Source organism: Terrimonas sp. (genome assembly GCF_003075435.1).
GTDB lineage: Bacteria > Bacteroidota > Bacteroidia > Chitinophagales > Chitinophagaceae > Agriterribacter.
This window is the reverse complement of the sequence record NZ_QCZJ01000004.1, coordinates 23,448-47,425: the sequence shown is the minus strand read 5'-3', so window position 1 is coordinate 47,425 and position 23,978 is coordinate 23,448. Positions and strand designations below refer to the sequence as shown.

The 23,978-nt window shown below is 40.2% G+C and carries 18 protein-coding genes; 5 read left to right on the top strand and 13 right to left on the bottom strand.

The features are described 5' to 3' along the window. Positions 1-354: 354 nt before the first annotated feature. The 4 genes from DC498_RS06240 to DC498_RS06225 all read right to left on the bottom strand — a co-directional run bounded on the left by DC498_RS06240 (position 355) and on the right by DC498_RS06225 (position 6,016). Positions 355-1,098 carry a DUF481 domain-containing protein gene (locus tag DC498_RS06240; protein WP_240627889.1) on the bottom strand — a complete coding sequence of 248 codons (744 nt, stop codon included), beginning with the start codon at positions 1,096-1,098 and terminating at the stop codon, positions 355-357. A gap of 38 nt (positions 1,099-1,136) precedes the next feature. Next, on the bottom strand, positions 1,137-1,265 hold the full coding sequence (locus DC498_RS26625; protein WP_255415829.1) for a hypothetical protein: 129 nt from the start codon (positions 1,263-1,265) through the stop codon (positions 1,137-1,139). 213 nt (positions 1,266-1,478) lie between these two features. Further along, on the bottom strand, positions 1,479-3,746 hold the full coding sequence (locus DC498_RS06230) for a cation:proton antiporter (protein ID WP_116873288.1): 2,268 nt from the start codon (positions 3,744-3,746) through the stop codon (positions 1,479-1,481). Positions 3,747-3,772: 26 nt separating this feature from the next. Next, positions 3,773-6,016 (bottom strand): alpha-L-fucosidase, encoded by a 2,244-nt coding sequence (locus tag DC498_RS06225; RefSeq protein ID WP_240627888.1) that lies wholly within the window; start codon positions 6,014-6,016, stop codon positions 3,773-3,775. Positions 6,017-6,475: 459 nt separating this feature from the next. Here DC498_RS06225 and DC498_RS06220 point away from each other — a divergent pair, with 459 nt between their 5' ends. Next, positions 6,476-8,911: an outer membrane beta-barrel family protein gene (locus DC498_RS06220; RefSeq protein WP_116873286.1), complete on the top strand. Its 2,436-nt coding sequence runs from the start codon at positions 6,476-6,478 to the stop codon at positions 8,909-8,911. Positions 8,912-8,996: 85 nt separating this feature from the next. Beyond that, positions 8,997-9,434 (top strand): hypothetical protein, encoded by a 438-nt coding sequence (locus DC498_RS06215; protein WP_116873285.1) that lies wholly within the window; start codon positions 8,997-8,999, stop codon positions 9,432-9,434. A 142-nt stretch (positions 9,435-9,576) separates the two neighbouring features. Here the strand turns inward: DC498_RS06215 and DC498_RS06210 are convergent, their stop codons facing one another. The 5 genes from DC498_RS06210 to DC498_RS06190 all read right to left on the bottom strand — a co-directional run bounded on the left by DC498_RS06210 (position 9,577) and on the right by DC498_RS06190 (position 13,979). Then, positions 9,577-9,921: an L-rhamnose mutarotase gene (locus DC498_RS06210; RefSeq protein WP_116873284.1), complete on the bottom strand. Its 345-nt coding sequence runs from the start codon at positions 9,919-9,921 to the stop codon at positions 9,577-9,579. 5 nt (positions 9,922-9,926) lie between these two features. After that, entirely contained in the window at positions 9,927-10,739 is an 813-nt protein-coding gene (locus DC498_RS06205; RefSeq protein WP_116873283.1) for a sugar phosphate isomerase/epimerase family protein, read from the bottom strand. Between the two features lie 274 nt (positions 10,740-11,013). Continuing rightward, positions 11,014-11,847, bottom strand: coding sequence for an alpha/beta fold hydrolase (locus DC498_RS06200; RefSeq protein ID WP_116873473.1), 834 nt, complete (start codon positions 11,845-11,847; stop codon positions 11,014-11,016). Between the two features lie 168 nt (positions 11,848-12,015). Next, positions 12,016-13,035 carry a zinc-binding alcohol dehydrogenase family protein gene (locus DC498_RS06195; RefSeq protein WP_116873282.1) on the bottom strand — a complete coding sequence of 340 codons (1,020 nt, stop codon included), beginning with the start codon at positions 13,033-13,035 and terminating at the stop codon, positions 12,016-12,018. Further along, a complete protein-coding gene (locus DC498_RS06190; protein ID WP_116873281.1) occupies positions 13,032-13,979 on the bottom strand; it encodes an aldo/keto reductase in 948 nt (315 codons plus the stop codon). Before DC498_RS06190 ends, DC498_RS06195 begins: the two co-directional genes overlap by 4 nt. 115 nt (positions 13,980-14,094) lie before the next feature. On the opposite strand from DC498_RS06190, the gene DC498_RS06185 reads away from it, so the two are divergent. Together DC498_RS06185 and DC498_RS06180 are read left to right on the top strand one after the other, a co-directional pair. Continuing rightward, on the top strand, positions 14,095-15,168 hold the full coding sequence (locus DC498_RS06185; RefSeq protein WP_133176775.1) for a hypothetical protein: 1,074 nt from the start codon (positions 14,095-14,097) through the stop codon (positions 15,166-15,168). Positions 15,169-15,451: 283 nt separating this feature from the next. Beyond that, complete coding sequence (locus tag DC498_RS06180; protein ID WP_116873279.1) at positions 15,452-16,648, top strand: patatin-like phospholipase family protein; 1,197 nt, start codon at positions 15,452-15,454, stop codon at positions 16,646-16,648. Positions 16,649-16,662: 14 nt separating this feature from the next. Here the strand turns inward: DC498_RS06180 and DC498_RS06175 are convergent, their stop codons facing one another. Beyond that, positions 16,663-18,336 (bottom strand): tetratricopeptide repeat-containing protein, encoded by a 1,674-nt coding sequence (locus DC498_RS06175; protein WP_116873278.1) that lies wholly within the window; start codon positions 18,334-18,336, stop codon positions 16,663-16,665. Positions 18,337-18,562: 226 nt separating this feature from the next. Between DC498_RS06175 and DC498_RS06170 the strand changes: the two genes are divergently transcribed. Beyond that, on the top strand, positions 18,563-19,129 hold the full coding sequence (locus tag DC498_RS06170; protein ID WP_116873277.1) for a DNA-3-methyladenine glycosylase I: 567 nt from the start codon (positions 18,563-18,565) through the stop codon (positions 19,127-19,129). A gap of 22 nt (positions 19,130-19,151) precedes the next feature. Here DC498_RS06170 and DC498_RS06165 read toward each other — a convergent pair whose 3' ends face one another. The 3 genes from DC498_RS06165 to DC498_RS06155 form a co-directional block, all read right to left on the bottom strand. Next, positions 19,152-21,515, bottom strand: coding sequence for a PKD domain-containing protein (locus tag DC498_RS06165; RefSeq protein WP_165813768.1), 2,364 nt, complete (start codon positions 21,513-21,515; stop codon positions 19,152-19,154). A 247-nt stretch (positions 21,516-21,762) separates the two neighbouring features. Beyond that, the gene (locus DC498_RS06160) at positions 21,763-22,593 is read right to left on the bottom strand and encodes an alpha/beta fold hydrolase (protein ID WP_116873275.1); all 831 of its coding nucleotides are present in this window, start codon (positions 22,591-22,593) and stop codon (positions 21,763-21,765) included. Between the two features lie 226 nt (positions 22,594-22,819). Further along, entirely contained in the window at positions 22,820-23,962 is a 1,143-nt protein-coding gene (locus DC498_RS06155) for an Lnb N-terminal periplasmic domain-containing protein (protein WP_165813767.1), read from the bottom strand. Between the last annotated feature and the right edge of the window lie 16 nt (positions 23,963-23,978).

The following is a 23,978-nucleotide window of genomic DNA, read 5'->3' as shown; positions in this document are numbered from 1 at the left end:
TCAAATCATACAATATTCCTTTACAAAAATCGAACCTTATGACCTTAGTAACGAAACGTGAAACTTAGCTCAACCTTATTACATTATTGCATCTCGTTTCAATAACTGTCAGATTTAACTTTAACCGGCTGCGGTTATAAGCTAATAAGGTTGTACAATTATTAGCAATGTGTTACTAAGGTTTTAAGAAAACGCTATTACAGGCTGTCTTCCCTGATATCGGGATATTTGTTAGGTGAGTTGGTGTATATCCCTTGTTTTGCAGGCGCACCTGCTGGCCAATTTGAATTGCACCCCGTCAAAAGACAAACGATAAATGTTCCACCTCTAACCCTCAACCTTCCACCTCCCTCCCTAAAAATAAGTTTCAGCGGTAATACCAAAACTCAACAATAAATTCTCGCGGTTAGTGCGGGATACTTTGTTGTAAGTAAGAGAAGAAGTAAAGCTCAACCATTTTTTAAGCCTGATGGAAATATTACTGGTTGACCGGATAATATAATCATCAAACTTAAGCAAGGAAGGCTGCCAGAAATGCATTCCATCCCAGGTAATGATATTATTGATCACCCAGCGATGCCGTAGTCTTAAAGAATTCCTGATGGTCTGGTAATTTTCATTGGTAACCGAATCTATTTTCAGGCTGCTTCGTTCATATAACAGTCCGTCACTTACAACAACCTCTATATTGGGTTTGTTCACAAAATTATAACCTATTCCCCCTCCTCCCTGGAACTGGTGCCTGATATTTAAAGAATAGCTTGAAGTAAGATTTACCAACCCCCAGTAATATAATTTTCGGGTATTCTTGTGTAAATCCACATTTAATCCGGTTGTAAAATCGTTATTGGTTAAGCTGCCGTTCTGCTTGCCATACATCCAGGATGCGGAGCTGTTCAGTGCAATTTCTTTTTTATTAACACTAAAAGCAAAAACATTATTCAATACAAAAGACCTGTTTTGATTGGTTTTATTGATGATACCGGTTGTAGCATATTTGCTGTAATAATGCACACTGTCGTTAAACTGCGCATATAAGCGTTGTGCAAAACAGGTGATAAATATAAAAAAAGAAATTGCTGAGCTATATCTTTTCAAAGCAGATAAGAATTAAAATGCTATAGTAAAATGCAATATTAAACCATTACATTCATTTCTTCATACTCACCCATAAGTGAACCATCCGCAATGACATATTCCCTGATAATATTACGTAACTCCCTGCCTGAAATATCCTGCTTTAATGATATGCTATCGTTAAGCACATATACATAAAAACAATACCGCTGCTGCTCACCAGATACAAGTTGTTCGTTATACTTAATACAGTCCGTAATATTGCGGAACGTATACACCCCAGTCTGTCACTCCAACGCAGGAGAGATGTAAGACAGGGTTCGAAAAAGCAATCCTTAGCGAACTTTACTATACTTCGCTGCTATTTTCAGGATTTAAAAATAAGCAACATAAGCTGCTGACTACGGCTTTACTATCAATACCGAAGGCACATTCGACAGCCACACACTTTGGGTTTCCACGGCCTTGTTCCAACTGTCAAGACTGATCAGCATCAGGTCCTGTTTTTGCAGAAATTCTTTTTCCATGCGTCGGTCATTGTGTAATATGATTTGCTGCGGTGCAATTTTTTCAATCATCTGTATAGTTTCCCTCATTTCAGGATTTTGATCGATTACACCGATAGCATCAAGTATAATTATCGTGGCATTGCTGTTATGAATCAGTTTTTGCGCGTAGATCAACAGAAAACTATCACTTATTGAAAATACAGGAAGAAAAACATTTTCAACCTTCTCTATGTCTTTATCAATAAATATTCCCAGCGGAATTTTTGATGATCTGATAATATTTTTTACACGATCATCAAAAAATGAATTATCAAAAAAACTTTCTTTTCCTGTTATAGTATCAAAAAGTTTTTCCGGATTAATAATTTTATTGGTAAACCCGAGCACACGTCCAAGCAAAGTACCTTCAAACACAGAATTACCCATACCAATAAGCAGCATATCAAAATTTCCCTCCTGCGATATTTCTATAATATCGCTTTCCACTGCGGCAGATGGACGAAACATGGTAATAACAGGCTGGTTCAATATACCCGCTTCCTGATTTACAGGCTCAAAACTTTCTTTTTCATACTCTGCTTCGTTGTATTGATTAAGATCATTGCTTGGCGAAAGATGCAGCATTGTAACACTTGATACTCCAACAGACCTTTTTACAAATGCATTTGCAAGCCGCAATAATGCCACGCCTTTTATTGGACTGCTAAATGCAATAAGTATATTATAACTGCTTAACTGCAAGGATGTAACAAGAGCTTCTTTTTTCTCCGGTAAAAATTTATTTATAATATCAAGCGCCGGGCCTGTCATAAATGTTGTTGCGAGCGCCATAAGCACAAGCATTGCAAATATTTCGGGACTCAGTACGCCAAGATCGTAACCGATGTTAAGCACCACCAGTTCCATAAGCCCACGGGTATTCATTAATGCGCCAATCAACAGGCTGTCCCTCCAGCTCTGACCAACAAATTTTGCAGCAATTGCGCTTCCCAGGAATTTACCAGCCACCGCCACTCCTATAATCAATAAGCATATCTTCCACAAATACGGCTCATTCAACAAACCAATTTGTGTTCTTAAACCTGTAAACACAAAGAATAATGGTAACAACAACACAACAGAAACATCTTCTACTTTTTCAATAAATATACTTCTGAACCTGGTGTTAGCCGGCATAATAACACCTGCCATAAAAGCACCGAATAATGCATGTATGCCTATTACTTCAGTAGCGTAAGAAGAGATTACAAGTGTTACAAAAAATATGGCCACTATCGGTTTACTGAAAGATTCTTTATCTGCATATTTATCACCCACTCTTTTAAAAAAAGGCTGTACTATTTTCAGCATTATTACCACATATACCACTGCCATAAGGATAGTATATAAGGCACTCAGCACTGTTCCTGCTTTTACAACAGCAATCACTGCCGCCAGTAAACACCAGGCTGTAATATCATCTGCGGCGGCGCATGTAATGGCAATAGTGCCCAACCGTGTTTTGGTAAGCCCCCGCTCCTGCACTATTCTTGCTAATACAGGAAAAGCGGTAATGCTCATGGCTATACCCATAAATAATGAGAAAGAAAGAAACTTCACATTGTCGGGGGCAAAATTGGCATACACGAAATACGCAAGCGTTATACCTAAAGCAAAAGGAAAAATGATACTGGCGTGACTGATCACTACAGCATCCTTTGCCTTATTTTTCAATACTTTCAGATCTAGTTCCATGCCTATTACAAACATAAACAGTATCAAACCTATCTGGCTGAGGAACTGAAGATTACCAAGCGATTTTGCAGGAAACAAAAAAGAAGAAAATTCAGGGAAATACATACCTACAAATGAAGGGCCCAGGAATACACCTGCTGCTATTTCTCCTATCACCGTAGGTTGTCTTATTTTTTTACAAAACCAGCCGAATATTCGTGCTACAAGAATTATGGTAATAACCTGCAGCAGCAATATGGCAAGCGGATGCTTTACATTTTCCATAAATGTATTAGCAAACTGATCCCATGTGGAAGCCGATATCAGCGGTACAAAATTAGTTACCTTTTCCGTTTCTAACCTAATACCCCGGTCTATTACAAAATATATAATCAGCGAGAATACAATGATAGTTATAGCATAAAAGCTTAGATTTTTATACTTCATCCTGCAATATTTCTTATCTAAAATTTTTATTCAAAAAAGTCCAGCTCAGCGATCGTCAGATTTTTTCCATCGCCGGTTAAAGCCGTTGATGCCACCCGGATATAACGGGTTTGCACAGGCGATGCAAAATAATGGGTACGTGTTACCGGATCATTAATAAGGTTTCCGAATTCAAAACTTTCCGTATCCTTCCAGTTTTGCCCGTCGGCACTGATCTTAATAATACCTTTTGCCAGTAATCCATTGGGAGATTGTATCTGCGGTGTGTATGCAAATGCTTTGAGCGTATATTCTTTTCCCAGGTCAATAGTAATAAAATGCTCCGCACCGCCGTCAGCAGATTGCCAGTACGTTCTTGCATTTTCATCAAACGCAAAAACAGCTTTATGTCTTGCGGTTTCACCATCACTATCTATCAATTTCCAGTTTTGCTTTACTATACCAAAAGTTCTTTCAGCAACCGGGCCTTTTTCTCCATTATTATAGGCAACGGCCTTAACTATACCTTTTTCTATACTGAATGGCGCTGTAAATTTTGTTGAAGACCGCATTGGCTCACTTCCATCAACCGTATAAAAAATTGTATACCCTGTATTGATATTCTTTGCCGCGTTTTCACCATTAGGGTTCCATGCAAAAGCCTGCAATTTTGGCTCTATAGTTATCTGCCCGTGTATGCTCCTGGTAAACTGCAACTGCGGCGGACGCGTCTTATAATAAAAAGCGGCAACATTACTTATGGCAGGTGTGTATCTTGATTGCAGAATGCGTATCCTGAACCTGTCTGAAGTTACTTCCGGGAACCTTAAAATTCTTTTATAACCAATATTGGTTGCTTCAGCCACCTGCTTCCAGGCACCATCAATCCATGCATCTACAGCGTGTTGCTCTACACGCTCACTATGCGTTGCCACAGCTTCCTGCAGCATTATCCTGTTGATGGTTACCGGTTTTGCTGTACTGATAATGATTTCAGGTTTGTTTTTATCAATCAAAATAAAATCCTGCACATTATCATTCAGCACCTGTTGCGGGCCTTTGGCATTTTTAAAAAGATTATTGCCGTAAGTTTCTTTAATGCGTTTTCCCACTTCTATCAACACGTCATGATCTGTTGAAGAAAACTTCCCTTCCCTGTTGGGCGGAATATTCAATAAAAAAGTAGAATTGCCGCCAACCGCACGCTCGTAAATATCAAATACATCATCAGCGCTTCTTACCTGCTGGCGTTCATCATCCCTGTAAAACCAGCCTTCCCGTATAGAAGTATTGGTTTCTGCCTGCTGGTAATGCAAAAACTTTGCTTTGTATAAATCTTCCCTGCTGCCAAGTGAAGCATCTGTGAGGTCGGGAAAGCTGTTCATCAGGCCGGGATCTTCGGGGTAAGGAATGATATTCCATTCCGTATCTCTTGTTCTGCCCGCCTCATTGCCACACCAGCGTATATCCTGCTTACCAAAAATTACTGCACGGGGCGCTAATGTATTGATGAGTTTTTTCCATGCGATGTAATTATATTTCTGTCCGCCTTTGGTTTTAGGATGAGCGCCATCAAACCAAACTTCGTCTATCGGTCCGTATTCCGTCAGCAGCTCAAACAACTGGTTCATAAAATATTCATTGTAATCATCCACCTCCGCAGTAAATGTTTTTTTATTGGCAAATGGCCTACCCGGCACTGCGCGGGGAATGGTTCTTTTGGTATACTTACTGAGATTACCATATAAGCCATCGGGACTTTCTATCTGGTACAAATCAGCAGGCGATAAATATATACCAACCTTTAAACCGTATTTTTTGCAGGAGTTCACCAGTTCCCTGAATATATCTCCTTTGCCATCTTTATAACCGGTAGACATAATGCCGTGCTTTGTATAGCGGCTCTGCCACAATACAAAACCATCATGATGTTTGGCAGTGATGATCACCATCTTCATACCGGCAGCTTTCATGGCTTCGCACCACTGATCGGTATGCAGCTCTTTTAAATCAAATATCTTAGGGTCTTCCATGCCACTACCCCACTCCATTCTTGTAAATGTATTGGGACCAAAATGGATAAAAGCGATAAACTCATTACGAAGCGCTGCATATTGATTGGGCGTTGGCACTACATGCGCGGCTTTAAGAATAATTTTTTCTTTAGCATCAGAAGGATCAACGGCTATGGTATTTTTTACAGCCATTGCATTACCTGCAACCTGTGCAAATGCCGGGGCAATAAATAATACCAATGATACCAAAACAATATATTTCAATTTGCAGATCATGAAGCCTTATGTTTATTTAGATGAATGCTGGCAGTTGTAACCGGGTAAAGATATTTAAATAACAGACTGAAAGTATAGATGATTTTGGGGATAGCGGTCAGCTACGGGCTATGAGTTGACGGCTGATAGCCCATAGCACTTAAAATCTGACCATACGGTGGCAATACCAAGAGAGAGATTGAGTAATTTCAACCACTGCTTTAATTCATTGCGGCCTTTACACCGCTAACGGCTGACAAGTGATTGCTGACAGCTGATACCTCACCCCAACCACAAGTTCCCTTTTTCGTAACCCTATTTCCCGATATGATATACATTTTTCAGATTTAACCCTCAACTTCGCGCCGGATTCATGTAATAGCTCAATAATTCATGTTATTGCTATATTTTATTTGCCGTGGTTAGTTTAATACGGTTGCTTTGAATATTGCTTTACTATGACACTTAAAAATTGATATCATGCGGATGTGTTTTAAGCTCGCCCTGATCGTTATCTGTCTATTATTTACCCTACCGTTGTTAATGGCGCAATCCGGCAACCGGGCTGGTATTTTCATTACAGGGAAAATTACAGATTCTGCTACTCACAGCCCGGTCATGTATGCTACCATCACATTATTGAAACAGGATTCTGCTGTAAGCTCAGCTTATTCAGGTGAGGAAGGCAACTTCAGCATACAGGTACAGCAGGCAGGCATATATATTTTAGAAATAACATCCGTAGGCTATGATACACGCCATGTTGATATCAATCTTAATACAACAGGTAATTCATTTTCAGCAGGTAACATTCTTTTGACAAAATCTGCCAAAAGCCTGCAGGAAATAACCGTTACCGGAAGAAAAAAACTTATCGAGTTACGCCCTGGCATGCTCATTTATAATGCAGAAAACGATCTGTCTGTTAAAGGAGGAACCGCTGCAGATGTATTGCGTAAAGCCCCTGTTTTAAATGTAGACGCGCAGGGTAATGTCAGCCTTCGCGGCAGCCGTAATTTAAAAATACTTATTGATGGTAAATACTCAGGGCAGATAGCCCGCAGCCCGGCTGATGCATTGAATATGATGCCAGCCAATATTATTAAATCAGTGGAAGTAATTACAACCCCTTCTGCAAAATATGATGCAGAAGGCGCGGCAGGTGTAATAAACATCATTACAAAAAAAAGCAGGCAGAGCGTGAGCGGCGCACTGGAATTGGGTGCAAGCAATCTTGAGCAGGTTTTTAATCCACGCATTGCCGTTAACAGCAACAAATGGAGCACGAGTGTGCATGGTCACCTGCATAGGCTAAGACGTAAAGAAGCCTATGCTGCAAACCGCATACAATACAACAACGGCTCACCCTCACTGTTGCTGGAGCAGGAAATGAACAGTGATAACGCCGCGCCGCATGGCTCAGGAGATATTGCAGTAACCTATACTGCAGATTCTTCTACCGAAATAAGTTTTGGTGCAAATGTTTGGTTTGGCAATTGGCCACAGGACAATAATATACTTACCACAGTGCGCCAGCCCGGCGGTACTATTACTGAACAGTATAAACAAACTACGGATGCCGCAGAAAAATATGTTGGAGCTGATCTGAATCTTGCCTATAGCAAAAAATTTAAAAAGCCGGGACAGGAAATAACATTGCTGGCGCAATTTTCTCCCAATAAAAGCCGTGATCCTTATCACATGTTACAGCATGACAACCACGGTATCCGGTTGTACCAGGAGTTAAATAATAATTTAGCTAAAAGCCGCGAATGGACAGTGCAGGCCGATTATCTCCATCCATTTTCAAATAATGGCATATTTACTTTGGAGAGCGGCTTAAAAATGATCATCAGGAATGCCTCAAGCCGTTATAATGTTACCGCCGCGGAAAACCAGGAAGCATTAGAACCCGTGCCTTCCCGTTCTGATGTTTTTACATACAGCCAGGATGTTTGGGCAGGCTATAGTATGCTGAAAGCAAACCTTAAAAAGAACTGGTATGCAGAAGCAGGCGCACGCCTGGAACTGACTTCTTTTAATGGTGATATTGAGCGGGCGGCAACAAAGTTTGATAATCATTTCACCAATCTTATTCCTTCGGCAACGGTATCAAAAAAAATAAATGACAATCAAACATTTTCATTAAGCTATACACAAAGGCTTACCCGCCCGTATATATGGGACCTTAATCCTAATATTAATGCAAGCGATCCCAAAAATATATCAACAGGCAATCCCGACCTGAAACCTGAAATAGCGCACCAGGCTGAATTTACATACGGTTTCTACCCAACATCCGCCTTCTTTTTAAATACTGCCCTGTTCTGGAAACAAACCAATAACGCCATTGTTGAATTTACGGCTGTAGACAATAATGGTATTGCCACCACCAAAAAGCAAAATCTTGCCGCCAATAAAACATACGGCTTAAACCTTTCGGCAATGGCTACCCTAACCGATTGGTGGAGCACCAACGGGAACCTGAACCTTGAATACCTCGATTACAGCAGCGATGCATTGCAGATTTTAAGCAAAGGCTGGGCAACACACATTAATCTCAATACTACCTTCAAACTTCCCAATAGTTTTTCCATTCAGGCCTTTGGGGAAATTAATACCCGCAAAATAATGCTACAGGGTTCTGAATCCTTTATTTATTATTACAGCATTGCATGCAAAAAAGAATTTCCGGCAAAAAAGATTTCCCTTACGCTTGCACTAACCAACCCCTTTTCAAGCTATATACCACAAACCCGGGTAATTGAGACACAGCAGTTTTATTACGCCCTGCAAAACAGGTATTATAACAGGGCTGTTAAGCTTACTGTTAACTGGGAATTTGGCGGGTTATTCAACCAGCAGAAAACCAAAAGAGTAAATAATGAAGACGTGCAGGGATTGCCAAAAGGATAATCCCAAATGTGTATAAATGTGTATAATATTTATAGCAGCGGTACGGGTTTTGTGTTATATTTATTAATGTTAAAATCAGGATAACATGATGAAGCTGCTTGCCGCCATACTTATTTTTACATCCTGCACGTTTAAAGGTGCGCTTAATAAGGAACCATATACTTCTCTACCTTCATACCCTGTTTCAAAAAATATTGAAGAAGCCTGGAAAAGTACATTAGCCTTTTTCAACAGTAAGAATATACCGGTTGTTCATGCGGAAAAATCAAGTGAATACATCATTACCGCGCCGGTGCCTGTACAATGTGGGAATGAAGCAGACAGCGATGCTGATATAATTATAGCAGATACCGGCAACTTGCCTTCAACAGCTACCGCACGGTATAAAGTAAAAGTAACCCAGGTGTATGGTCAAACTACTTTAATTCCAACTTTGGAAGATATTCATACCGGCGATCAAAGCCATGCTGCAAAATCAACCGGCAAGCTGGAGAAAATACTGAGCGAGTATGTGAATAAATAACTGATTTTTTTGAGCCCGGCTGCATTGCTATTATCATCGTTCCTTGCGTCGCACCCTTGTACTGTAGTAATACTATTCAACAAGATTAAAGACTGCAAAACCTGTAAACATAAGAATTTCCCTGCCTGAATTACATGAACTGCTATTCTTTTTCAAACTGAAAAATTTTATCCATCAACACCCATTTTTCTCCGGGCTTTGCCCAGGGTATCGCCTGCTGGTATTTCCACATCAGCGCTTCCCATTCCAATACTTTAGCACAATCAGCATCTAATGCTTTCTTATTTTCAAAAGTAAACTCATCAGTGGTTTCCAGGATCATGAACATCCTGTTGCCTGTGCGGTAAATTTCTATATTGGTTATCCCTGAATCCAGATCGTTCTGCCGTACTTCCTTCCACCCAACACCCGGCTTATGCCAATCTTCGTACTCGGCTATGTTTTTTTCATCGTTGATCAAATCAAGGGCAAGGCAAAATTTTTTCATATCATTTATTTAAACCATTTTTTAAAAGCTGTTATAGTTTGCAATGCCGCAATATCACTATCCGGCAGCGGAAATATTTCAGCCGAGATATAATCTTTATAGCCGATTTTTTTTATTGCACCTGCAGTTCCATCCATATCGGTATGACCAAAGCCAATAGCCATCCTGTTACTATCCGCAAAATGAATATGCCCGATATACTCACCACATTGCTCAATACTCACCGCAAGAGACGCCTCTTCAATATTCATATGAAATAAATCAGCCAGCAATTTTACATTTTTCCATTCCAGCTTTTGTATAAACGCAACAGCATCCGGCAACTGGTTAAACAAATTTGTTTCATACCGGTTTAATGGTTCATATATAAGGTTCACACCAAGTATATATGCCTTCTCAGCTAAAATATTCAATCCTTCGGATAACCATTGCAGTGAGTCTTCCCGGCTTACGCCCGGCACTGTATTTCCCTGCATTGAACCAATGATTGCCGGCGCATTAAATGCCGCACCAAACCTGATCATCTCACTAATATATGCAATAGCTTTTTTCCGTATTGATATATCCGGGTCGGTAAGGGTTAAGCCATTCACTACTTTGCCGGCGCCCGTTCCCACGGCACATATATTAATATTATACCTGCTGGTTAATTGCTCAATATAACCCGGTTCAAACGCTGCTCCTGATGCCGTGAATAATTCAACAGCGTCAAATCCTAAAGCTGAGGCTTTTTGCATACCTGCTTCAATATCATTCCAAAATACCCAGGGTCCTTTTGTGATCTCCGGTACTAATGCTATGGTAATTGCTGGTTTCATTAATTTGATTTATTTGGAAACCAGGTATAACCTGTTCCCGGCCAAATTTACATCTTGTAACAATATTGCTGCCGTTGGTGTTGTGCATAGGTAATTGTACTTTGGCATCACCAACAACATTCTACAGCACAGGCTATATTAGTACACCAGCTTCCTTAACTTCCTGTTGTTGGTACGCCACCCGCATTGCCTGCCCTGCATGCCCATTTATCTGCCGGAGGCATGACAACGGCGCTTGCTAAGTGAAAATATAGTGTAAGCTAAGCGCCTCAGATCATTTTAAAAAATTGTTCAAATAGGTCACAATGGTTGTAGCCTGCATCATCAGGCTAACATGATTTTGTGAAGGCACAATGGCTAATTGTGATTGCGGCATTGGCTGCAGGTCTGAAACACCGCCTCCCAATAATTTATATGTCTTCATCAACTCAATTTTATCCAGTCCGTCATTGTCTCCTGATATAATTAACACGGGTGCAGCTATTTTTGCAATATTAGCATCTCCTACATTAAATGGCTCTTTGGCAAAAGCAAACATTTGCGCTAAAAACCTTCTCCAATTTGTTTTATCAGGCGCCACTGCATCGTATGCTGTTTGTAATGGTGTATTATCAAAAAATTCTGGCTTAAAATCCTTAAACGCGCCGTTTACTACAGGCAGCCAGCCATCAGTTTTATAAGTAGAAGAAATAATCACCAATTTTTTTAACCGCTTAGGACTTTGTACAGCAAATTGGTAAGCCACGGAACCACCCATACTATATCCTGCTATATCAGCGCTGTCAATTTTCAGGTAATCCATCAGTTTTTCCACATCACTTGCTAAAGTTGTGATTGATAATTTCCTGTCTGAAAAGGGAGAGTGTCCGTGCCCCTGCAATTCAACGGCAATTACTTTCCTGTTTTTTGACAACTGGGGGATTAATTGACTCCAGTTCAAATCAATGGTATAAAAAGCACCGTGTAGCAAGATTATGGGATTCCCTTCTCCATACACTTCGTAATACACTTTAATCCCATTAACAGGTGCGTAACCGCTGTTGGAAGGTTTGATTTGTTGCCCATTTGATTGAGATGCTACAAACGTAAAAGCAATTAGCAGTAGCATTAACCTGAGCATGTTGCATATGTTGAGAAAACTTTTCATACCATTATATTTATTACCGAGAGTATTGTATTGACAATACAAAATTAGAGTTCCCAACAAAATTTAATACTGTGTAAAAACGACAACTTCGGGGTGAATCCCGTCAAAAAAATAACCCAGGCATTGAATTTATATAGAAAGATCAACCATTATCTTGGTAATATTCCCCCTGTTTTCCGCCCAGCCTTTCAACGCATCACCTGAATCCTGCAGGGAAACTGTTTTTGAAATAACAGCTTCCGCCGGGAATTTGCCGGATTCAAGGTATCGTATCACTTCAGGAAAATCTCCCAGGCAATTCCTCGACCCGAAAATTTCAATTTCCTTGCGCACAAATGTGCCGGTATTATAATCTACAGGCTTTTTACTATAACCAATATATACTACCCTTCCGGTATAACTCACCAGTTCAACTGCAAGTTTATATGTATCATAACTTCCTACTGCTTCTATCACCACATCAGGGCCATCGCCGCCTGTTAAATCAGCAATTGCCGCCGCAACATCCTGCGTAGCGCCATTAATGGCAGCTTTTACGCCAACTTTTTTGGCTATGCCTGTTTTATAATCGCTTACATCCAGCGCGTATACCTCTGCACCACGATGCAGCGCACCGGCAATAGCGCCAAGCCCAACAATACCACAGCCTATCACCAGCACTTTATCTTTTGCAGTTACTCCTCCCCTGTCAACCGCATGAAAGCCTACTGTTAATGGTTCTGCTAATGCCAGTTCCTGTAATGATAATTTATCAGACGCATGCAACTTTCGCCAGTCAACAGTGATGTGTTCCGTCATAGCTCCAGGTCGCCTTACACCCATCGTTTTATTATCTATACACGCGTTTGGTTTGCCTTTGCGGCAGGCAATACATTTACCGCAATTCAGGTAAGGGTTCAGTGTAACCTTTATACCAGCCTGAAATTCGGCCGGCACATTTTTTCCTGTGCTTTCAATTACCGCTCCCACTTCATGACCAAGTACATTGGGATATTCCTGCAATTCAAACAACCCGAGGAAGCCGTTTAAATCGCCGCCGCAAAAACCTACAGCACCTATCTTCAATAATACCTCATCATCTGCAGGTATTGGTTTTTCAATATCCCTGATCTCAGTTTTGCCCGGGGCTGTTAATACCAACGCTTTCATGATACCTGTTTTTTTGGAATGTTATTTTCTTCGCGCCCTTCAAACCACATCTGGTTTTTTACGGGTGCTACCGCTATATTTATCTCAGTCAGTAAACCGGGGGGTATTGCTATGTCCACCGCTTTAATATTTTTTTCTACTGTTTTTACCTCACACATACCGGCAATTGTAGTAGCAATAGCAGGATGAGATACAGCGTAAGATAATGCTACATCACTTAAAGACAAACCATATTTACCACATAGTGCCTGCAGCACAGGCTGTATATCTTTTAATGCCTGTGGCGACCTGTGCCATTCAGGTAAGGGCGCATCCGTGAGTATGCGCTGCAGAAAAGGCGCGGCATTCATCAATCCGAAACCTTTTTCTTTTGAAAGCGGAACAAGCTCATCATTAATCTCATCTTCCAGCAAATTAAAATGCGCCCACGATAAAACGGTATCAATACCTGCCTGCCTTGCTATGTGTGCAAGATATCTTACCGGCAAGCCGGTTATACCAACAAACCTTGCCTTGCCACTTTCCTTTACCTTCATGATAGCAGGCATGGCTTCATTCAACACCTGCTCTTCAGAGCCAAACTCAATGTCATGCAATTGAAACAGGTCAACATAATCTGTTTGCAAACGTTGCAGCGATTCATCAATACCCTTAATTACCCGGTTATACGAAAAATCAAAATGATCAATATAGCGGCAGCATTTGGTAGCCAGGATTATGTTTTGCCTTTTTCCTTTTAATGCTTTTCCCAGCCTGGTTTCAGCAAGGGTATCTCCGTAAAAAGGCGCAACATCAAAAAAATTAATACCATTATCTATACCATAATGTAAAGCATTGATCGCCTCACTTTCTTCTACCGGCTCAAATACATTGCCAACAGGCGATACGCCAAAACCTAATACTGATACCTGTAGTTCCGTTTTACCTAAAATCCTGTATTGCATATCAAAACCTGTTAAAAATAAAATTAAGGAGAGAAAGGCAAATTAATGAAGAGATAGCAAATAAGAAACACAACAATTCCGTTATTTTGGGTACCTTAGGATTAAATTGAAATGCATGAAATTTCATTTGGTCTTATCTATAGCTGTTATGCTATTAATTGCAGCGCTTTCATGTGCTGAACAGAAACAAAAAGATATGCCGGATAAAGAACAAATGAAAACACAACTCAATCAGATCAGCAACCTGCTCCAGGATAGCGGTTTTACAAGAGCAATGGCTGAAACACTGGAGGCAGCATATTATATTGCGGAAAAGCAACCTGTGCCTTCATTTACTGCAGGTGATATTGATACGGCACAGGTTAAAAAAAATATTAAGGATGAAAAAATAGCCACAGGCATAGCGCCACTATACGCGCTTGAATGTGGCATTGGCCAACTGATGGAGGTATATAATGGAACTCCTGTTGAATGGCTAGATAAGATCATTGATAACAAGCTTGACAGTACACAGGTATTAATACTTAATCGGTTTGCAAACGCCACATGGAAAGCAGGACAACCTTTCCGCGGACTTGAACGGATTAAAAGACCCGTATTTATCTCTTCCTTTTTTTTACCTGAAGATGAAGTACAAAAAGATTATGACCATATACTGAGTACAGCAAAAATGCTCCGGCAAAAAATGACGGATGTAAAAGATTCCTCCATATCTCACCAGCTGCAAAGGATAAATGCATTATTGCAAGACAAGCAATTTGCCTTTGATGTAGCTGCGAATGCCGAGGCTGTTTATTATACCACACTGCATAAAGCTGTACCGCCTTTTTTAAAACCTGGAGAAGATACAGCTACTCAAAGTAAAAGCATGCTTGACGAAAAAATCGCTGTAAATATCGCAGGGTTTTATGCGCTGGAATGTGGGCTAAGCTATCTTGCCACTGCTCAAAATGCGCTGCCGTCAAAAGTATTGCATGATATAGTAACCGACAGCCTTACCACTCCTGAGAAAAAGCTGTTTGAACGTTTTGCAAACGCTACATGGAAAGCCGGACAGCCTTTCCGTAGTCTTGACAGGATTACAAGACATAATTTTACGCCTTTCGACTTACTTTCTCCTTCGGAAATGGATAAAGACTGGGTACAAATAAAAGCGGCTGCTGAAAAGCTTATCCCGCATATACAATAATGTGCATGCTTGCCTGCATAAATATATGTTCTTTGTTTTGCAGGCACACCTGATCATTTAATTTGTAACGCCTGCCTGTTGCATAAACAATTAATTAATCATACTTTAGTGTCCCAACCCTGTCAAAGCTTCTTCCAAACTTATCAAGCCTGAAATTAGTTTAACCTTATCTTCCGGGTAAATCACCTACTATAGCTATGATAAATTACCGCTGTTAACAGCCAATAAAGGCTCAATCAAAAAATGTTTTATTTACTTTTCCGCAGGAAATAAACTTAACACAATGACGCTTCAACAGCATTTCGCTCCGGGCTCACCCAAACGCATACTCGCACTTGATGGTGGCGGCATTCGCGGCGCATTAACGCTCGGGTATTTAAAAAGAATAGAAGACCTGCTGCGCAAACAGCATGGTAACAACCCTGATTTTCGCTTATGCGATTATTTTGATCTGATTGGGGGAACCAGTACCGGTTCCATTATAGCCTCCTGCCTGGCAATAGGAAGATCGGTTGATGAGATCACGCAAATGTATCTTGACCTTGGTGGCAAAATATTTGACCAGAAATACAAATGGTGGAACCTGTTTACTATAAAAAAATTTATTAAGGTCCAATACGATGCAGCTCCGCTGGAAAAAGAATTAAAGAATGTATTTGGAGACATTACACTTGGAAGCGATAAAATAAAAACAGGGCTTTGTATTGTAGCTAAGCGTGCGGATACTAACAGTGTGTGGCCCCTCATCAACCATCCTAAGGGCAAATATTACGATTCCGAATTCGGAACAAATAAAGATATATTGCTTTGGAAGGCCGTACGTGCCAGCGCAGCCGCACCCACTTATTTTCTGCCGCAAATCATAAATGTAGGCGGCGGATTAAAAACTGCTGCATTTGTTGATGGTGGTGTAAGTATGGCCAACAACCCGTCTTTGCAACTATTGATGATCGCAACACTGAAAGGTTTCCCTTTTGGATGGAAGCCGGGAGCAGATAATATCTTTCTTGTATCGGTGGGAACAGGTATGAGCCGGTGGAGCAAAATTCCACAAAAAGTTACAGAACAACATTTACTCAACTGGGCGCAGCAAATACCGGATATGCTGATGCAGGATGCCAGTTGGCATAACCAGGCTATACTCCAATGGCTTTCCAACTGTGCAACACCCTGGTCTATTGATGGTGAGATAGGAAATTTAAGCAATGACAGTATAACAGGAGAAGAACAGAAAAAGGGATTGCTTACTTATTTACGATACAATTTATGGATAGATGCGCCAACGCTGAAGTCATTAATGAACAAACATTATACCGGCAGCCAGGTTGACGACCTTGTTGAAATGAGCAATGCAGACAGCCGGTTTGACCTGTATAAGCTAGGAGAAATTGCTGCCGCCAATGGCGCTGTGGTTGATGAGATCACTACCGCAACCTCTGTAATGGAAGAGCATTTTCCTGAAAGATTTAAGGTACTCTGATCATAAAACCTAAGCTATAGTTTGCTTTGAACCAGGGCCACCAGGTCTGTCAACTTTTTATTTTGTTTTTCAAACGTCCCTTTTGAAAACTGATTGTCTAAAACGGCTATCTGTGACAATAACGCCGAAATATGCTTATTGATCCTGCCTCCGTTAAGCCCAAGCAATGCCTGTGCTTTTGATTGTAATATCCATACCAGGTCTTTACTGGTGCCTCCATCATCGTTTTTTTTGATGGCAGCATCACATATATCAATTACATCTTTCCATACTTTCTGAGCGCCCACATAATCTGCTGTACGCTCCATCTTATCTTTGGTTTTAGAAGCCCGTAAAATATACATAAAGGCACAATTGATGCCATTGTAATAGTCGTTGGATATAAGAAAACCCTTTCCATAATACCGGAGCGACTTACTGATATTTTCTTTTTCATTTTCTACTTCTGCCAGTCTTTTATATATAGCTCCTGCCAATCCTAATGTTTCCACATCAATCACTTCATCAGGACGTAAATGGTCTTTAAGCAGTTGTTCTGCCAGCTTACAGGCAGTCAACCTATCGGGGCTTTCTGATTTATAGGTTAAAAGCACTATCCGCTGTATGATAAAAATATTTGTAGCATCCAAATCTAATGCCAGTGCAAAATATGCAAGTGACTCCCTGAGGCGATTGTCGTTTTTTGCTTCCTCTGCTTTCTCCAGCAACTGGGCTAAAGAAAGCTTTTTTTCCGACAAACTTTGTTTAAGATTTTTTAAAATACCTGATACTTCCGGCAATACAGATATGCTTTTTTCATCCATCCCTTTTGCTTTTTGAGCATTTACCTCTTTAGAAAGGCTTTGTATAAGAAAAGAAGTATTTGTAAAACCTACTTCGCCTATATTATCAAATAATCCCTGGTAAGGCCCATAAGTATCAACAGATTTATTTTTAAGCCCTATTTTATCAAACGCAACACGGTACATTTCCTTCAGCACATCTTTATTTGCGGAAGCAGCCACGTCATTACCGGTAGTTGCAGTATCCAGCAATTGCGTAACCTGGTCCTGCGAAACTTTATTGAGCAGATTTCGTTCTGCAATATTTTTAACATTGCTGTTTTTAATAACTTTTACCAGTGTTGTATCCCATTCCTTTTTTATTTGCTTTTTCTTTTTTGACTTTGGCGGAGCAATATCGGCTTTAAGATAATCGTATACCGGGCTATCATTAGCATCCTTTTCCTGGAGTTGAGGAATAATCCCGGCTACCAGTTGTCTTAACTTATTTGAAAATTCTTTTATTGCCTGTTCATCTATATCGTTTCCAGCGTGTTTGTAGGTGTGTATGAGCACATGATTAAAATCAAAAGGAAATTTTAATTGATCCTCTGAAATAACAATGGTGGAATAGGGCTTCAGCGCATATCTTACTCCCAATTCATAAATAGCGTTGGGGTTTAAAGTGCTGATATCAGCTATCGCGATATCCGCTTCAAAAATCCACCTGTACATAAAAGAATCTATTGTTCCGGTATATAATTTATCACATGCCCTGAAACAATCAATCTGCGGATCCTTAAATTCATCACAAACCGGTTTAAGCATTTTTTTGTATACCAGGTCCATATCAAGTGTGCGCTGTGTTAACAAATCAGCTTTCTTGCCAAAACCAGTTATTACAAAACAAGTTAACGTTCCCGCCATAATATTCAATTAAGCGTAAATAATTTTTACGAGGTCAAGTCCTTTGCTTAAGACTGCGTAGTTTTCAGGTAAAGATGTGAAGGTGTATATCTGGTTTAAAGGAAGATCAATAAGATATTAATTGTGTAACGACGGTACTAAAATAATGATTTAAGCTGTGGATAACAACTACAATTAAATTGTGCTTATCTTCCCTTTTTGTTTTATAAACCAGTATAATACCACTATGTCATATTGCAAGGCTATTGAATCAATGACGGAAGATCGTAAGACATTGCATAAAAACTATCACGACCTTCATTACGGTTTTCCCATTCACGACGATAATGAATTATTCGGGAGATTGATAATGGAAATAAACCAGGCAGGATTAAGCTGGGAAACAATTCTTAAAAAAGAAGGAAGCTTCAGGAAGGCATATAGCAATTTCAATATTAAAAAAATTGCCGCCTATACAGAAAAAGACAGGGAGCGCTTACTGGCTGATGCAGGTATTATCCGCAACCGGTTAAAAATAAATGCCGCTATTGAAAACGCGAAAACAATATTGCAGCTCCAAAAGCAGTTCGGGTCTTTTGAAAAATGGCTTGAGCATCATCATCCCAAAACAAAAGAAGAATGGGTAAAACTATTTAAGCAAACTTTCAGGTTTACCGGCGGAGAAATTGTAAATGAATTTTTAATGAGCATCGGGTTTTTACCCGGCGCACATTCCGAACAATGTAAAATATACAATAGCGTAATAAAGCAAAAGCCAATGTGGATGAAGAAGAAACCGCCAAGGAGAAATTGATATTATCATTCCATCACCACTATCAGCGCATCAAAACCAGTGTGCCTTTTTTTAATATTCTTTTTCCCAGGTAATCCGTACCGCTTACCATCCACACAAAAGTATCAGAGGCCTGTTCTCTGCCATTATGCTTACCATCCCATCCCTCTTCAGGATTTGTTGTTGAGAACATGAGCTGCCCCCAGCGATTAAAAATCCGTAAATAATCAAACTGCTTTATACCCACAGGATAGGCATGAAACACATCATTAAGATAATCACCATTAGGAGTAAAAGCATCTGCAACAAATATATCCGGCATTGTTCTGAATACACGCACGTTTATGGTATCGTATGCAAAACAGCCTTCAGGCGTACTTACCTTAACACTATAGGTATGAAATTCTCCAACATCAGCATCAAATACGGCTACAGGATTAGATATACTTGTATCACTCAGATAAGCGCCGGGATACCATTTGTAAAACTCAGCGCCTGTTGCCTGCAATTGCAACGGTTGCTCAAGCACAACTGCGGTGTCATTGCCTGCAAAAGCGGGCACAGGAGGAATTACGCGTACCAATACATCTTTTATTGTTGGCTTGGGGCAACCTAATGTATCCGTTACGCTAACAGTATATGTAGTAGTAACAGGCGGGCTGACTACGGGATCAGGTATGCTTAAATTATTAATGGCAATGGCAGGAGTCCACGTATAATAAGCTCCTCCTTCTGCAAATAACTGCACGGGGTCTCCATAACACACAGAAGTATCTGCAATAGTACGTACATCAGGATAAGGAATTGCCGTAACATTTATATTATCTGTAGCAAAACATTTACCTATATAAGCAGTAACAGTATACAGCGTATTTTTATTTATGGGTGTAGCAAGGGGATTCTTTGCACCGGGATCATTCAATGTTTCCGCGGGGGTCCACACATATTTTAATCCATTGCTGAAAGGTGTCAGCATAACAGTGTCTGTTAAGCACATGGTAAAATCTTCGCCTGCATTCAATGTAACATAATTCACTACGTTCACACGAATGCTGTCCGTGGAAGTACAACCAGGCACTGTTGTCAAGTTGACGGTATAGGTAGTAGTTACATCAGGGCTTACTTTAACTGTATTGCCTGTGAGCGGATCAATATTATAAGATGGGGACCATATGTACGTACCTGGCGGACCTGTTGCTGTAAGTGAAATAGTGTCTATATCACACATCAGGGTATCGTGCGGTACAGCCAGCAAAGGCCTACTTCGGACAACAAGGTCTGCATATGTGGTCTTTTCACAGCCTTTGCTGTTGGTTACGGTAAGTGCTACCTGGTAAGTACCGGAATCGGCAAAAGTATAAGAGGGGTTTTTGAGAGCTGATGTATCGCTATCCAACGTACGGACACCAAAATTCCATTTCCAGCTATCTACAATACCATAAATTGTTTTGGTAGTATCAGTAAAATAAATCGGTACGTTTTTACATCCTTCGCTGAACACAAAGCCCGGGAAAAAGCCGGGATACACTTTAGCCAAAGCAAAAGCAGTATCAGAGCATTCTTCATTCCGGTTTGTAATAAGCATGATTTTATAAGTTCCTGTATCAGCATATGTATAAGAAGGCCGGGCTGCAGTAGAGGTATCACTCGTGCTGTTTGGAACACCAAAATCCCAATAATGGGATTTGATCAGGCTGCTATTGCTTTTATTCTGAAATGAAAGTGTAAAGCCATCACACGTAATATATACCGGATCGAGCGCTGCAGCGGCAATAGTACATGCAGCTACTTTGATCTGAATATCTTTTCTGTGCACATTTATCAGCACGCCTTTTCTGAATTCATTTACACAAACCGTCATAACATAAATACCTGCCGCAGGGGCTATACCTGTTACAATGCCGGTTTTACTATCAATCTTAACATTGGCTCCCATTGGAGATGAAGCTCCAAAACCAAAGGAATACGGAACAGGTGTATAAGGGGGAGGATTTGCAATTTGAGGTTGGGGATTATTAGAGCTGCCACCCGAATATGCTGAGCAAAATACATAAGCAAGAGAATCGCCATCAGCATCCCATGCACTAAAATCATATAAAAAATAATTATCCTCGCAAACTATTGTGGTATCTTTTGCTGCAAAAACAGGGCTTGAATTTTTGGGAGCATCTTCGGAAACGCTGGTACCGGGTATTTCCGCGCTATATGTTGCACCAATCTGGCCGGAACCGCTTACATTCGACATATTTTCAATACGGCAGCAGCGCTGGTAACTAATAGCATACCCTGCAGGCTCTGCCGGAAGCGTGACAACAACAGTATATATCCCTACTTCATAGCACACCGCCGGTGGATTATCAATACATTTTCCCGGGCTTCTCAGCGTTAGTGTGTTTCTTGTAGTCATATTTACCTCATAGGTCTTGAATATCTGAGATTGCCCGGCTGTGGATTTTTTATAGATCGTAATAAATGCTGAACCGTCCAGTTGGGCGCCATTGGAAAAACAGTCGCGATAAAGTTTTAATGTTATTTCGTATCTATTATCAACACCAGAACCCGATAAAAATTTATAGGATAATTCTCCCCCCGTAATATGGCGCGCTGAGAGCGCAGTTGCTATACACAGACAGAAAACAGACAATAACCAATATTTAGCTACATACGGCATCTGATGAATAATTGAGGAATTTCATCAAGGTAGCATTGGCTTGGTTTTTCGCTTCCCACATACCCATGTGGGCTATACTGGGATAGATATTAACGAGGGATTTACCGGGAAGATAACATTGACTGAGGCTGTCTTGTAAATATACACTTTTATCATCCTCGCCGACAATAAACAGTACAGGTTTTGAAACTTTTTTAAGTATGTCAATTTTATCTGGTCTTTCCATCATCGCCTTATAATATTGTACGAGCGCTTCACTGCTAAAGTTGCCTGCCGCTTCAATAAGCTGCTGTACCAGCTCAGGATGAGATTGCTTAAAAGCATCTCCAAACAAATTAGGGATAGATTGTTTTAAAAATTCGTGAGCGCCATGCTTTTGTATAAAAGCAATACCTTTCCGGCGGGCATCTTTTCTCTCTGCTGTATCTGCATACGCGGTTGAATGAAATAATCCCAGGCTGTTTAATTTTTCCGGAAATTTTTCCGCAAAGGCCAATGCAATATAACCTCCCATACTGTGACCGATTACAGCACAGGTTTCAATAAGCTCAGCATCAATGATCTTTTTTATAATATCTGCATATGTTTCAATAAGCTTTGCATCTTTGGTGTCTCCCTGGTCCATCACTGCAGATTTACCACTGCCCGGAATATCAGGAATAATAAGCGTGGAATTATTTTTAAGAAAAGCCTCCTGGTACCTCCATATACTGCCATCTTCACCAAAACCGTGAATTAATACCACATAAGGTCCACTGCCCGTTTTACGGTAACAGATATTACAATTATTATAATTTATGTAGTGACGGGACATTGATATGGATTTAAGCTATCAGCTGTAAGCATCCAGCTATAAGCACATTCATATTTATTACAGGCTGTACATTCACTATTCATCATTGACTATTCACTACTGCCCATTCACTATTCAATTTACTGAAAAATGTTGTAAACAGGAGCCATGATGCCTGTGCAAAACTGATATAAATACTAACTGGTTGATTTCATAGCTCAATAACATTCATGCATATACAGCAACATCATTTTTTATACAGGGCATAGCTGCGCCATGCGAGTAATATAATAAGCGGAAGGAGCCCGCTATTTAATTGTTGCGGAAGAAAAAACCATGCAGCCAGCAGTAATATATTGATAACAGCAGTTACGAGCCAGTATTTTTTTATCCGGCTTTTTTTGCTACGGACAAAAAACACGGCTATTGTATGGAATGGCAATGCCCATAACAGATTGTAATTGTCCTTACATAATGCATGATCGGTGGCCGTCCACATTAAAATCAATAATATACCCAATAAACCGGTTGAGAGGAATAATAAAAAATCCAGCGATGTTAAAACAACTTTATTCTTAAACGCCGCAAAAACAATAAACAATACCAGCAATATCGTAAACGCAACAAAAGGTGTAAAGAAAGACTTATCGCTTTCTGCTAATGATGACTGATATAATTCAGCTTTAGCTTTTACAAGATATTTTGACTGAAAATAGGTACTGTCGAATCCTTTGGCAAGATAAACCGGCAGGAACATCGTTTGCTCGTTCTGAGCTGTTTTATCCAACCTTGATCCGAGTAAAATATCAATACCAAATTTACTCCAGTACATGCCAGTCCGGTTCAAATCAACATGTATCAATTCACGGAATGTTTGCGGTTTACCCAGCACCTGATGTGTAACTAAGCTGCTATCGGAATGCTTTCTTATAATATCCCTTATACGGGTGGCACAGTTATCAAACAGGAAATCATAACGGTAAAACTTATTTTCATCTTTTGCATTATTGATTAATGCCTTGTACAAGGTTATCTTCTCTTCTCCCGACAAATTCAATACCTGTTCATGCACACTTCTTTTCTCCTCCCTGTAACTGCTTAAAAAAGATTGAAAACTTTCTACTGAAAGAAAGTACTGCATGCGTTCGCCACCTCTTACAAACTTGATATAGAAATCAGGGTCATAAAAATCAAAAGTGCCGTAGTTATAAACGCGGTCAGCATGTGTTGTTGTATCAGTAACACGTATGGCGCTATGTCCCCAAATGGAATACAGGTCTTCACCCGGCCCGCAGGTAATTAATGAGATCCGCAAATGAGATGAATCTGTTTGAGCCGGCGCAATAAAACAACCAAAAAGAAAAATAAAAATTGCAACAACTTTCCTCACAAATAAAATTTGCGCC